Genomic DNA, 13,958 nt, shown 5'->3' with positions numbered 1-13,958 from the left:
TACAGCAGTTTTAATAATATGCCACAAAGATACGGGACCAGGTCCACGTAAACAAATGAATTCGGGGACTACAAACGATTTTCAAAAATATTATAATTGATTATCAGCCAGTTACAAAATAAAATAACCGAAATTTGTGCATTTTTTTGATTTTGGGTGGCATTTTTAACAAGTTGGGTTAACAAACTCTTCAATTAAGGAAGCATTCTTATTGATAAAAAAGTGAATAACATAAAGCGCCAAATAAGTGACACAATACATCTAAATTCCTATAAATCGGTGATTTGTTCCAAAGGGATCGCACCGCGGGGAATCGCCACACCGCATAAAAAATCCCTGGTGAAACAACTGGGGACTTTGTTTAATAATTTCTTTTTCTTCCAGCTTCGTGCTTCCAACTTCCAGCTTATTCCTACTCCGGCATCTCCACAAAAAGTCCGTCGTCGGTGTTGTTTACTTTGGCCAGTTTGTGTTTGGTAAGGCCTTTAATGGCTTTGTCCCATTTTTTGTTGCTAAGGCCCGATTGCGTTTTAATGGCATTCAGCTCTACCGGCGATTCGGTTTTCAGCAGTTCGAGCACCTGTTTTTCCTCTTCGGAAAGTTCTACCTGTTTTTTCTCCGGTTTCATTTGGGGGAAGAAAAGCACATCCTGGATGGACGGGCTGTTGGTCATGAACATGGTCAGCCGGTCGATGCCCATTCCCATTCCCGATGTGGGCGGCATGCCATATTCGAGCGCCCGCAGAAAATCCTGGTCGATGAACATCGCTTCGTCGTCGCCTTTTTCCGACAGTTTCAACTGCTCCTCAAACCTATCACGCTGGTCGATGGGATCGTTCAGCTCTGAGTAGGCATTGGCAATTTCTTTTCCTGAAACCATCAGCTCAAAGCGTTCTGTCAATTCCGGGTTTTCGCGGTGGCGTTTGGTAAGCGGCGACATTTCAACCGGGTAGTCGGTAATAAATGTGGGCTGAATGTAGCTGGGTTCGCACTTTTCGCCAAAAATTTCGTCAATCAGTTTTCCTTTCCCCATGCTCGGGTTGGTTTCAATATCGAGCTTGTCGCAAATATCACGCAGTTCGGCTTCTGTTTTTCCTGAAATGTCGTAACCGGTATGCTCTTTAATGGCATCGGTCATGGTAACTCGCGGGTACGGCGTTTTGTAATCGATGATGTGTTCACCCAGTTGCACTTTGGTAGTTCCGTGCAGCGCAAGCGCCACGCGTTCGCAAATCTGCTCGGTAAAGTTCATCATCCATTTGTAGTCTTTGTAAGCCACGTAAATTTCCATCACCGTAAATTCGGGGTTGTGGGTGCGATCCATTCCCTCGTTGCGGAAATCTTTGGAGAATTCATACACCCCCTCAAAACCGCCAACAATCAGTTTTTTTAGATACAATTCATTGGCAATGCGCAGGTAAAGCGGCATGTTCAGTGCGTTGTGGTGTGTAACAAACGGACGGGCAGCGGCGCCTCCCGGTATGGGCTGCAAAATGGGCGTTTCCACTTCCAGATAGCCATATTCGTTGAACATCTGCCGCATGGTGTTGTAAATTTTCGTGCGTTTCACAAAAACATCTTTCACCCTGGGGTTGACAATCAGGTCAACATACCGCTGGCGGTAACGCTGGTCGGGGTCGGTAAACGCGTCGTAGGTTTTGCCGTCTTTTTCTTTTACAATGGGCAATGGCCGCAGCGATTTATTCAGCACGGTAAAATTTTTCACGTGCACCGTAATTTCGCCCATCTGGGTTTTAAAAACAAACCCTTCGATGCCGATGGTGTCGCCAATGTCGAGTAGTTTTTTAAATACTTCGTTGTATTGGGTTTTGTCTTCGCCGGGACACACTTCGTCGCGGGTTACATAAATTTGAATTTTGCCGGTGTGATCCTGCAGTTCGGCAAACGAAGCTTTTCCCATAATCCGGCGGCTCATAATCCGGCCGGCCAGGCGCACCTCCTGAAAATTTTGTTCTTCTTCGTTAAACTTCTCCTTTATTGCATGAGAAGTGGTGTTTATATCGTAAGCCGCAGCCGGATACGGGTCGATTCCCAGCTCACGTAACCTTTTTAGCGATTTCCTCCTGATGACTTCCTGTTCACTCAATTCCAACTGGCTCATTATTCTTTCTCCTTATATTTTCTGCAAATAAAACAACTTCATTTTTCAATTGTCTAAATTTATGTTCAGGGGTTGCTCAAATTTTCGCAAAGATAATAAAAGATGTGGTTCCCTTTTTATTTTAAGGTGTTGGGTAAAAACACTTCAGAGAATCTTTAGCAATGACATTTAAAAGTGGCACTTTATCGGATTCAATTTTTATCTTTGTAAATTGGATTAGGGGGAGAATAAATTGAAAAGTGTGGTATGGAAAGAATCTGGAATCTAAAAAATCAGGGCGATTTAAACGATATAAAACACCTCTCGGCAGCGCTCAATGTGAACATGACCATTGCAAGGTTGCTGGTGCAGCGGGGAATAAAAACGTTTAACGAGGCCAAATCCTTTTTCCGTCCGCGGTTGAGTGATTTGCACGACCCGTTTCTGATGAAAGACATGGAGAAGGCAGTGGCCCGTCTGGAACTGGCAATAGCCAACCAGGAAAAGGTATTGGTTTACGGCGATTACGATGTGGATGGAACTACCTCCGTGGCGTTAATGTACACTTTTTTAAAACCCCGTATCAAACACATCGAATATTACATTCCTGACCGTTATACCGAAGGGTATGGCATTTCTCCCCAGAGCATCGACTATGCAGAAAAAAACGGCTTTTCACTAATTGTTGCACTCGACTGTGGCATTAAAGCAGTGGATAAAATTACCGATGCTAAAAACAGGGGAGTCGATTTTATTATCTGCGATCACCACAATCCCGATGACGAAGTGCCGCCTGCAGTGGCAGTGCTCGACGCGAAGCAACCCGAGTGCAACTACCCGTATAAAGAACTTTCAGGATGCGGTGTGGGGTTTAAATTACTTCAGGCTTATTGCCAGAAAAACAATATTGAGCTGGAAGAGATTTACGATTTGCTCGATTTGGTGGTGGTGAGCATTGCATCCGATATTGTACCTATAACAGGCGAAAACAGGGTGCTGGCGTATTACGGTCTGAAAAAATTGAACTCGAACCCTGGCGTGGGGCTGCAAACCATTATCAACTTTGCCGGCATTAACGGGAGCGAAATTACAATCAGCGACATTGTTTTTAAAATCGGCCCGCGGCTGAACGCGTCGGGCCGGATTGAGCACGGCAAAAAGTCGGTGCAGATTCTGGTGGCCCGCGACGAAGATAAATCGGATTTGCTGGGCGAGGAGATTGACTCGTTCAATGAAATCAGAAAAACGCTCGACCGCGATATTACACAGGATGCCCTCGACATGATTGAGAAAGACCCTGAAATGAAGGACATGAAAAGCACGGTGCTTTACAACCGCGACTGGCACAAAGGTGTGGTTGGAATTGTGGCTTCGCGTGTAACCGAGCAATATTACCGGCCTACCATTATCCTGACTGAATCCAACGGTCTGGCTACCGGCTCGGCACGCTCGGTAAAAGATTTCGACTTATACGAAGCCATCGGGCAGTGCAGCGATTTGCTGGAATCTTACGGAGGACACATGTACGCCGCTGGTCTGACGCTTAAAATTGAAAATGTACCTGAATTCCGCCGCCGTTTTGAAGAAATTGTTAAAAATCAGGTTACCGACTTGCAGCAACTGCAAACCATTGAGGTGGATGCAAAAATTTCCCTAAGCGAAATTACACCGCGGTTTTACCGTATTTTGAAACAGTTTGCCCCGTTTGGCCCGCATAATATGACACCTGTTTTTGTTACCGAAGATGTTTTTGATGCAGGTACCAGCCGCCTGGTGGGTAAAAACCAGGAGCACCTGAAGCTCGATTTGGTGGAACCTGATGTGAACTCCGGAATTTTTCCGGGCATCGCATTTAATCAATCGGATAAATTTGATTTGATTACATCGGGGCTGCCATTTGATGTGTGTTACTCGGTTACCGAAAATGAATACCGCGGCAAAACCAGTCTTCAGCTTTTCATCCGGGACGTAAAAAAACGGGATATCTTTTAACTTTCTTCTCCAGTCCCAGATGATTGTTCTGTTCATACTATTTTCCCGTTACTTTTATTTTGTTAATTACCGGATTGGCATAAATTTTCAGGAAACGTTCCTGGATGTCGGTAATCGGGAAATCGATGTGGATCATGGCCTGTTGAATCATCATCTCAAAATTCTTTTTCTCTTCGTAGTTGTATTTGTCCCTGAATTCATTTTCCTGGGTCAGTAAATCATAAGCAATATAATTGTAGGGCCAGAGTTTGTAGTTGGTATAAATCTGGCGATCGATTTCCGAGGCCAGCTCCTGGATGTATTCATTTTTTTGCTCGGTTGTTTTGGCCTCTTCAAAATTAACTTCTATGGGTGTGCCAAAAGAAAAACGCATTTTTCCTTTAGGGTTGAAAATCCCCATCGACATACTTTTCAGGTCGTCTTTGCTGGTTTTCATCTGTCCGTAATGTTCTTTTTTTATGAGCTCTTTCATTTTCGCCAGTCCGCAGGGTTCAATTTCGTACGAAATGGAAACCGGCACAATATTCAGCTCGTTGAATCCTTCGGCCAGGCTTTTTTTGTTGCTCATGTTCAGCATTTTCAACAAGCTTGGCTGCGTTTGGTCAAACCCGTCTTTCGTACGTCCTTCGCGCTGGGCAATCCACACCGACATGTTGTCTTCGGTAATTGATTTGCGGATAAATTGCGAAACCTTTTTCGATGCTTTCATCAGTTCGCGGGGAGTCAGGCTTCTTTTTATTATAAATGCCCGGTTGAGTTTCACGGCGTGTTCAATCCATTCGTAAAGCAACAGGTTGTCGCCAATGGCAATTTGCGTGGTGTTCATCCCTTTTTCAAAAATCAGGTAATTGAGCAGTGCCGCGTCGAGAATAATGTCCCTGTGATTCGAAATGAACAGGTAGGATTTGTTTTTATCCAGGTTTTCGATGCCCCGGCTGCTTAACCCGTCGGATGTTTTGTTGATAACAGTGCGCAGCAGATCGTACACAAACCCTCCCTGTAGTTGCTTGATGCTGCGTACCATGCGCAACTGAAGTTTTACGATTTCAACCTTTGGACGTACTTTGAAAATATGCATTAAAACCTTGTCGAAGGCGGGCGATTTCAGCATCTTCCTGATTTTTTTCCGCACCTCTTTATCTGTATAAGGCCTTATATCGTCGAAATTATATTTCACTTTTTTGTTTTTTATTGAATAACAGGGCAAAGTAACAAATTCATCGTTATAATTTCAACCTCAGCTGGAATTTTACTTCTGTTTTTTTGTTGCCGGATATTTCGCTGTACCCCGAACTAATCGACTCTGCGTTGTTGAGCGTTGTGTTGGCCAGTTTAAACCAGGCTTCAATATTTTCGCTGATTTTGTATTTCAGGTTGAGGTAGGTGCGAAATCCCCGCCCAAAGTAGGCAGGAATGGAAAACATGTAAAGCAAGTCGTTTTCGTAAGCATAAATTCGCGAGTTGTAACTTTCTGTGTTGAACCATGCAATTCTTGCGGTTAAGTTCAGTGGCACAGAAAGCGGAGTGTATTGTACATCCTGAAAGACCATAAACCCGTTTTCTGTATCGGTTCCTTTATAAAAAACATGCGCTGCACGGGTTTTTAGTTTGATAGTTTCTGTAGGTTGAAATTGAAAATGAACACGGCTTTTCCGGTGCTGTTCAGGCAGGTTGATGTATTTTTCATTTTCCCTGAATTTCTGGTCTTTCACTTCGTTTTTGTAGCGCAGATAAAAGGAAAACCTGTCGGAAAAATGGAAATCGGCCTGTGTCATCAAATCCCATCCATTTGCCGGACCGGCGGTGGTAAAGTTGAGCCATTCCGAGTGGTAAAAATCGGTGTACCCCGTGAGGGTAACAAATTTAAAAGGGAGAATGCGTGTTCCGAGGTAGAGTCCGGTTTCGTTGCCGGGCATGCTGCTTTCCGAAAACGGATTGGCCCACAAAGCATGGTAGCTTTTATCGAGATGCCGGAACAATGTTGAGAACTGAATGCGGTCGTGCAGATGACCAATTACGCCCTGCAAAAAAGCTTTTCCTTTTGATTTTGAAATAGCAGCCTCGCCAAAAAGCTGGTATTTCCCTTTGCTGAAAAGGTAATTGGCACCGCCTGTAAAATTATTTGTTCCCTGAAAGCGGAATTGATTGTACAGTTGATCGCTGCGGATGAAAGGCAGTTCAAATTTGCGCTGCAAAAAAGTAAGGCCAATTTTCAGGTGGTTGAACTGGCGGGTTGCAACAACTCCGAGGTTCACATCGCGCACACTGTTTTTGTCGGCAATTTCATTTTCGGTGCGGTGGTAGCCCGAAGTTTGCAGGCTGGTGAAATAATTTTCCTGCGAATCAGAAAAAGCCAGGTTGGCATCGTTTTTCTTGTTGGAGTAGAAAATGTTCAATCGGGTTTCCGCAATGTTGAATGTTGCCGATGCACCCCTGAAAAAGCGGTTTTCGTCGGTGGAAGTAAACGGTCGGATGCCCTGGTTCGTTTTTGAAATATCCAGTGCCAGAATCGATTTGCCGGTTGAAAATCCCTGCCATAAAACCAGCCCCTGCCCAGAGCGAACAACAAAATCGCCCACGGTAATATTTTCAATCACTTTGCTTAGTTTCAAACTCAGGTGGCCCGAGTAAAAATCGAAACCCTGCTTGTTGGAACCAGAAAAGAATGCTTCGCCGGGATCTTTTTCGGCTGTAAATCCTGCCGCAATGTTTTCACCCGCCCTGAACCGGTAACGGGTGTAATAGCGTGCCCGGTTTCCTTCAAACGGAATGGTGCCATCGTCTCTTGCCTTGTAGCCGCGCGGTTTTTGGGTAGTGCCCAGCGTGCGCAGAAAAAGTTCATGCCGTCCGTATTTCAGGCTTTCTTTAAAACTTTCCGGTTCGGTTTCGGCAGGCCCAAACCAAATAAACGGCTCCATTTTGGTGAGCAGTTCGGGTGTGAAACCATCGATAGAATTTAATTCATAAATGGTGTACACCGGTCCATAATTTTTAAGGTAATCCGTTAGTTTTTCAATTTGAATGTCGTTCAGCAAATGCAGTCTTGAAATCTGAGTGCGGCTGGCAGCATTTATATTTAACGGATTTTCAGCATATCCTTCCAGATCTTCCAGGATCAGGGCCGCATCGGTTTCTTCTTCCAGGTTTTCAAGAATTGATTCTAAAATTGATTCCAGTTGCCTGTTCTGTTCAGGGGATTGCCCTGATGAGATAAGATGAAAGGCTATAAATATCAGCCAGATGGTATGTTTGATCCATTTTTTCATTACCAAATAAATTGCAGTGAAACTGAGGGGGTGATACCCAAATTCCCGTGGTAGCTGAATCCAAAATCTGCCGAAACAATGCCTGTTTTATAGCCAATTCCGGCGGTGTATTTAAATGGCTTGCCCGATACGCCGAACCGCAGCGCCAGGTTTTCAACCGGTAAAAATTCGATGCCTGCTTTTGCCAGCGCCGGGTTTTGGTTGTCTTTTTGGGTTTCGAAAGCTGCCAAAACATATTCGCTAAAACGGTAATGCCCTCCAATTCTGAAAGTGACCGGCATTTCAACTTTGCCGGCAGGTGATTCAATGCCGCCCAAAATGGGGTTGAAAACATGGGCACCCAAAACCAGTTCATCGAGCGGTTGAAACAGAAGGCCACCCCCAAAGGTGACAAAACCGCGGGTGCGTTCGTTCTCCGGAAAAGTTTGGGTAAGGTAGTCGAGTTCAATACCTGCACTCCACTTTTCGGTAAGCTGACGGGCAAAGGCCAGTCCGAACTTGTTTTCTTTAAACGTTCCTTTCCCGAACTGAAAAAAGCTGAACCCGAAAGTTCCCAGATTAACCGGGAGGGCCAACGATCCGGCTACCAGCGAAAGTTCGTCCACCCCAAATTTCGACTCATAAAAAAAGCCGGCATTAACCTGGTTCAGTTTTGCCAGCCCGGCCTGGTTATGAAAGTTGGCCCAAACATCGGAAAATGATACGGAAGCATGCGAAAGCCCAAGTGAACGGGCACCGACAGGATGGTTTTCGAGGGCAAATGAAATGTTGGGATAAATTCCAGTTAAAAGGAATATCAAAATCAATTTTGAAAAATAAGTTATATTTGGGTAAAAATTCATTTGTTTAATCCATTAGAAACATCAATGAGTTTTTTCTTGAGGTCCGGAATATCTTTTTCAACATATTCTTCTATTTCACGGACGGCATCAAGGATATGTTGAATTCTAATCCGATCTGCTTCCTTCCCTTTCATAAATCAATGCTTTATCTTTTTCAATGTAAGGTTTTATATGCGGAGAAAGGCCTCTGGAGGAAATCAAATCGACCTTTTTGTGAAGCAATCTTTCCAAATCAATTTTCATCTGGATAAATTGCAGGCCAATTTTTTTAGAGTAATCCAGATCCACTAAAATATCGATATCACTTTTTCATTTGCTTCGTTTCGCGAAACTGAACCAAAAATGTAAGACCGCAATACAGGCTTTTTTTCAAAATAATTTTTGAGGTTTCTCAATATTTCGGGCTTTACATTCATTTTGTGATTTTTATCGATAATCAGTTGGTCTTGAATTTATATTTCACTTCCGAGAGTTCTTTATTGGCATTTACAATTTTCTGTTTCAGGTTTTCCTTAAATTCAAGCATTTTTTGCATCAGTGCATCATCGCCGGTGGCCATCATTTGTACGGCAAGAATGGCGGCGTTCATGGCACCGTTTACGGCAACAGTAGCTACCGGAATTCCGGGAGGCATTTGCACAATCGACATGATGGAGTCGAACCCTTCGAGGCTGGCTTTTATGGGAACGCCAATTACGGGGAGTGGCGTCATGGCGGCAATTACACCCGGCAGATGCGCCGCCATGCCGGCTCCCGCAATGATAACTTTTACTCCGCGTTTTTGGGCACCTTTGGCAAATGTTTCTACCTCATCCGGAGTGCGGTGGGCCGATAATGCATTCATTTCAAATGGAATCTCAAATTCGTCGAGCAATTTTGCTGCTTTCGACATCACATCCAAATCGGACGTACTCCCCATGATAATACTCACTTGTGCTTCCATGTTTTATAATTTAAATTTTCACTTAATCAATTTGTTTTGTTATTTTGTGCATCAATTTTTTAAACGAAAATACGGCATTTTACCCGCTTGTAAAAATAATAGTAAAGAAATGAAGAAAGTCAAAATTCACGATAAAACCTTTGAGTTATTTCTTCCTTACGAAAAAATCAGGGCTGCTGTGGAAAAAATTGCCGAACAGATTAATGACGACCTGGCAGGTAAAAATCCGCTATTCATTTGTATTTTAAATGGATCGTTTATGTTTGCTGCGGAACTCTACAAACGCATCGACTTTGTCGATTCTGAAATATCGTTTGTGAAACTTGCTTCTTACCAGGGCGAAAAAACCACTGGAAGTGTTAAACAACTTATCGGCCTGAATGAGAAAATTGAAGGCCGCACGGTGGTTGTTTTGGAAGATATCGTGGATTCAGGAATTACGATTGACAATATCCAGGACCAGCTTAAAAAACTGAAACCAAAAAAGGTTAGCGTTGCAACCCTGTTGCTGAAACCCGATGCGCTAATAAAAGAAGTAGAATTGGATTACGTGGGGCTTGAAATTCCGAATGATTTTATCGTCGGGTACGGACTGGATTACGACGGGTACGGAAGAAACCTGTTGGATATTTACTCAGTTATTAACGAATAAAAACCAAATCAGTATGTTAAACTTAGTTTTGTTTGGCCCTCCGGGGGCAGGAAAAGGCACACAGGCCGAGTACCTGGTGAAATCGTTTGGTCTCATTCATTTGTCAACAGGAGACCTGCTGCGTAGCGAAATGGCAAAAGGGACCAAACTGGGAAATGAAGCCAAAAATTTTATGGAAAAAGGTGAACTGGTGCCCGATGAAGTTGTAATTGGCATGATTAAAAATAAACTCGAAGAGAACAAAGCAGCCAAAGGTTTTATTTTTGACGGGTTTCCGCGTACTGTTGAACAGGCCAAAGCACTCGACAGCCTGCTGAATGAAAACGGAACGCCAATTTCCGGAATGCTCAGCCTTGAGGTGGAAAAACAGGAACTCATCGACAGGCTGCTGAGCCGCGGAGAAATTTCAGGCAGGGCCGACGATCAGGATCAGTCGGTGATTGAAAACCGCATAAATGTTTACAACGAAAAAACAATGCCGCTGATTGAGTACTACAAAAAACAGGGAAAACATTTTGGCATTAACGGAATGGGGTCCATTGAAGAAATTGCCGGGCGGCTGCATAAAGCAGTTGAAAAATTATAATTCAATTTGCTCATTACCAACTAAATACCTGATTATTTACTGAGGCTGAAAAGAAGGGGAGGAAAATGGCAGAATCGAATTTTGTTGATTATGTAAAAATATATTGCAAGTCGGGCCACGGAGGTGCCGGATCGGCACACCTGCGCCGCGAAAAATTTATACCCAAGGGCGGCCCCGACGGCGGCGATGGCGGACGTGGCGGCCATGTTATCCTCGAAGGCAGCCGGCACAAATGGACCCTTCTTCATTTAAAATACCAAAAACATATTAAAGCCGGACACGGCGGGCCGGGAGGAGGCCAGCTTAAATCCGGGGCCGATGGCGAAGATGTAATTCTTGAAGTCCCGCTGGGAACCGTTGTGAAGGATGCCGAAACCGGAAATTTTTTATTTGAAATTACGGGGCACGGTGAGCAAAAAATTTTGATGAAAGGCGGCCGTGGCGGACTGGGAAACGACCATTTCAAGTCGTCAACTTTTCAGACCCCGCGGTTTGCGCAGCCGGGCGAAGAAGGCGAGGAGGGATGGAAAATTTTTGAGCTGAAAGTGCTGGCCGATGTGGGCCTGGTTGGATTTCCCAGCGCCGGTAAATCCACCTTGCTCTCGGTTGTTTCGGCAGCAAAACCCAAAATTGCCGATTATCCGTTTACCACTCTGATGCCCAATCTTGGAATTGTGGGGTACCACGAAGAGAAGTCGTTTGTAATGGCCGACATCCCCGGGATTATTGAAGGTGCCCACGAAGGAAAAGGACTCGGGCTGAGATTCTTGCGGCACATTGAGCGCAATCCCGCGTTGCTCTTTCTTGTTCCGGCCGACAGCGTCAACCATTTAAAGGAATATAAAATTTTGCTCAACGAGCTGGAAAAATACAATCCCGAGCTGCTCGACAAGCAACGTTTTCTTGCCATCAGCAAAGCCGATTTGCTCGACGACGAATTGATGCACGAAATAAGCGATGAACTGAAAGATGTTCCTCACCTTTTCTTTTCTTCAGTGACGGGGTTCAATGTAGCGAAACTGAAAGATAAAATCTGGGAAATATTGAATAATTAAATGGAGTTTTTACAAAAAATACTGGAACTTGACAGCGAACTTTTTCTGTTTCTGAACAGTTTTCACAACAACTTTTGGGATACCATTATGTTGATGGTGACACGCAAAGAGACATGGTTACCGTTTTACCTGGTTATTTTGTTTTACGTGTTCAAAAACTTTAAAAGCAAATGGTGGCTGGTGGTACTGTTTTTGGCACTTACCATTTTGCTCAGCGATCAGTTGTCGGTACTCCTGAAAGAAACGGTGCAACGGCTTCGGCCGGTGCACAATCCCGATATTCAGCACCTGGTGCATAATGTGTTGCGGAAAGGCGGTTTGTACGGATTTGTTTCGTCACATGCCGCCAACAGTTTTGCGCTGTTTGTTTTTATCACCCGAATTTTCAGGAACCGTGGTTTCTGGCTGCTTATGTTTTTTTGGGCCTTGCTGGTGTCCTATTCGCGGATATATTCGGGCGTGCATTATCCGCTCGATATTGTTTCCGGTGCTGCACTGGGCTGGTTAATTGGCTGGGGCACATACAAGATTCTCATGTTCGTGGAGATTCATTTCTTCCTTGCCCGCAATCCGAAAATTGAAACCACCAATCTTTCTGCCCGTCAGGCAGGGCAAGTATTTCTGGTTTTTGCGGTGCTTTCGGTCACGGTAATTATTATGGCTACTTTGCTTCACCGTTATAATTTTTTGTGATATGAACCCGTCGGCTGAAGCATTTTACCAGTCTAAAAATCAGCTTTACTCCACCAAACTCAAGGCTGTTTCAAAAAAAATTAAACAATTTGCCTGGTTTCGCCTTTTCGCCTTTCTGCTCATATTTCTTCCCCTTTTTATCTGGGGCTGGAACGGTTGGCTCACCGTGGTGCCCATGTTCGCTTTCACGGTCTTTTTTTTCTTTCTGATTAAAAGAAATATTCAGCTCGAAAAGCAAAAGAAGAAATATGAAGTGCTGAAAAAGTTAACCGAAGATGAACTGCTGGCTTTAAAACATCGTTTCGATCATTTTGATGATGGGAATGATTTTTTGGATCCCAACCATTTTTATGCTTACGATTTGGATGTTTTTGGCACCGATTCCTTGTTTCAATTCATTAACCGCACATCTACCCAAAGCGGGCGGACACAATTGGCTGAGTGGTTTAAAAATCCTTTTCTGCAAAAAGAGGATATTGAACAACGCCAGGATGCTATTCGCGAATTGTCGCAAATCCCCAACTGGCGGTTGCACTTTTTGGCCAACGGGCATTTGTTTAAAGAAACTCCGGAACTGAACGAAGAAATCAAACGGTGGTCGGAGACAGAGTTGGAACTGAACCGCCCGGGTGCCATTCGTGCGTCGGTTTTTGTCATTCCATTACTGACCATCTTGGCAGCTATTCCGGCAATACTGGGGATTTCCAATTTTTGGATAGTCCTGATGGTTTTCATTCAATGGGGAATCCTGTGGTTTTCACGGAAAAGAGTAGCGCAATATTTTGAATTTTTTGGCCGGAAATCTAAATTGTTGGGAAAATACATGCAGCTGCTGGAATTTATTGAAGAGCGGGAATTTCAGGCTCCGTTTTTGTTGGATTTGCAGAAAAGGGTGCGCAAACCCGACAAGGCAAGCCATATTTTCAGCCAGTTGAAAAAGCTGATCGGCCAATTTGAATACCGCAATAACCTTGTGGTCAACATGGTTTTTAATTCCCTGTTTTTATGGGATATCCGTTGTGTTTACAAACTTTGGAGATGGCACCGCCAAAACCGTAAAAAACTGGTTGCCTGGCTCGGGGTAATTGCCGAAATGGATGCATTGCTCAGCCTCGGAAATTTTGCCAATAACAATCCTGATTTTACCTTTCCCGAAATTCACGATGGCGGATTTACGTTTCGGGCGAAACAAATTGGGCACCCTTTGCTGCCGCCTGATAAAAGAGTGTCCAATGACATGACTATCGACGGATGGTCGAAAGTGGTAATTGTTACCGGTGCCAACATGGCTGGCAAAAGCACTTTTTTGCGCACCATAGGTGTAAACATGGTGCTGGCCCGTTTGGGGGCACCGGTTTGTGCCGGCGAGTTAACCTGCACTCCCGTAAAAGTTTACACCAACATGCGAACTACCGATTCGCTGCTGAAGGACGAATCCTACTTTTTTGCCGAGCTGAAACGCATTAAAGGCGTACTCGAGCGGCTGGAAAAGGGAGAGCGCATCCTGGTTATTCTCGATGAAATGCTGAAAGGTACCAACTCGGTAGATAAACTCAACGGATCGAAAGAGCTCATCCGGAAACTGCTCCATTTAAAAGCGGTGGCATTAATTGCCACGCACGACCTTAAACTCAGCGAGATGGAAGAAGAGTATCCGCAGCTGGTTTTCAATAAGTGTTTCGAAATAACTATTAAAAATGATGAACTGGTTTTCGACTACCTGCTTTCTGATGGTGTAACAAAAACCATGAACGCAACTTTTCTCATGAAAAAAATGGGTATAATCTGAATTTATCGAATATTTTATCCGATAGAAAAAAATTATCCA

At 44.1% G+C, this 13,958-nt stretch carries 12 protein-coding genes; 6 read left to right on the top strand and 6 right to left on the bottom strand.

Translation table 11 applies throughout. The annotated features are described in order from the left end of the window. Positions 1–412: 412 nt before the first annotated feature. Positions 413–2,122 carry a lysine--tRNA ligase gene (lysS, locus tag ACTCNA_RS11050; RefSeq protein ID WP_462947974.1) on the bottom strand — a complete coding sequence of 570 codons (1,710 nt, stop codon included), beginning with the start codon at positions 2,120–2,122 and terminating at the stop codon, positions 413–415. A gap of 246 nt (positions 2,123–2,368) precedes the next feature. On the opposite strand from lysS, the gene recJ reads away from it, so the two are divergent. After that, on the top strand, positions 2,369–4,093 hold the full coding sequence (gene recJ, locus ACTCNA_RS11045) for a single-stranded-DNA-specific exonuclease RecJ (RefSeq protein WP_462947973.1): 1,725 nt from the start codon (positions 2,369–2,371) through the stop codon (positions 4,091–4,093). Positions 4,094–4,130: 37 nt separating this feature from the next. Here the strand turns inward: recJ and ACTCNA_RS11040 are convergent, their stop codons facing one another. The 5 genes from ACTCNA_RS11040 to purE all read right to left on the bottom strand — a co-directional run bounded on the left by ACTCNA_RS11040 (position 4,131) and on the right by purE (position 9,144). After that, a complete protein-coding gene (locus ACTCNA_RS11040; protein WP_462947972.1) occupies positions 4,131–5,270 on the bottom strand; it encodes a 1-acyl-sn-glycerol-3-phosphate acyltransferase in 1,140 nt (379 codons plus the stop codon). A 46-nt stretch (positions 5,271–5,316) separates the two neighbouring features. After that, entirely contained in the window at positions 5,317–7,359 is a 2,043-nt protein-coding gene (locus tag ACTCNA_RS11035; protein ID WP_462947971.1) for a helix-hairpin-helix domain-containing protein, read from the bottom strand. After that, the gene (locus ACTCNA_RS11030) at positions 7,359–8,165 is read right to left on the bottom strand and encodes a hypothetical protein (protein WP_462947970.1); all 807 of its coding nucleotides are present in this window, start codon (positions 8,163–8,165) and stop codon (positions 7,359–7,361) included. The genes ACTCNA_RS11035 and ACTCNA_RS11030 overlap by 1 nt, the downstream gene beginning before the upstream one ends. Positions 8,166–8,197: 32 nt before the next feature. Further along, entirely contained in the window at positions 8,198–8,335 is a 138-nt protein-coding gene (locus ACTCNA_RS11025; protein ID WP_462947969.1) for a hypothetical protein, read from the bottom strand. A 302-nt stretch (positions 8,336–8,637) separates the two neighbouring features. Then, positions 8,638–9,144 carry a 5-(carboxyamino)imidazole ribonucleotide mutase gene (gene purE, locus ACTCNA_RS11020; protein ID WP_462947968.1) on the bottom strand — a complete coding sequence of 169 codons (507 nt, stop codon included), beginning with the start codon at positions 9,142–9,144 and terminating at the stop codon, positions 8,638–8,640. A 109-nt stretch (positions 9,145–9,253) separates the two neighbouring features. Here purE and hpt point away from each other — a divergent pair, with 109 nt between their 5' ends. From hpt to ACTCNA_RS10995, 5 genes are all read left to right on the top strand, one after another. Continuing rightward, positions 9,254–9,796 carry a hypoxanthine phosphoribosyltransferase gene (hpt, locus tag ACTCNA_RS11015; protein ID WP_462947967.1) on the top strand — a complete coding sequence of 181 codons (543 nt, stop codon included), beginning with the start codon at positions 9,254–9,256 and terminating at the stop codon, positions 9,794–9,796. 13 nt (positions 9,797–9,809) lie between these two features. Further along, entirely contained in the window at positions 9,810–10,382 is a 573-nt protein-coding gene (locus ACTCNA_RS11010) for an adenylate kinase (protein WP_462947966.1), read from the top strand. Between the two features lie 65 nt (positions 10,383–10,447). Further along, entirely contained in the window at positions 10,448–11,437 is a 990-nt protein-coding gene (obgE, locus tag ACTCNA_RS11005) for a GTPase ObgE (RefSeq protein ID WP_462947965.1), read from the top strand. After that, entirely contained in the window at positions 11,438–12,130 is a 693-nt protein-coding gene (locus tag ACTCNA_RS11000) for a phosphatase PAP2 family protein (RefSeq protein ID WP_462947964.1), read from the top strand. A gap of 1 nt (position 12,131) precedes the next feature. Beyond that, entirely contained in the window at positions 12,132–13,919 is a 1,788-nt protein-coding gene (locus tag ACTCNA_RS10995) for a MutS-related protein (protein ID WP_462947963.1), read from the top strand. Positions 13,920–13,958: the final 39 nt, after the last annotated feature.

It is taken from the genome of Tangfeifania sp. (assembly GCF_055108615.1).
The sequence above is the reverse complement of the archived record's forward strand: the minus strand, read 5'-3'. Positions and strand labels throughout refer to the sequence as shown.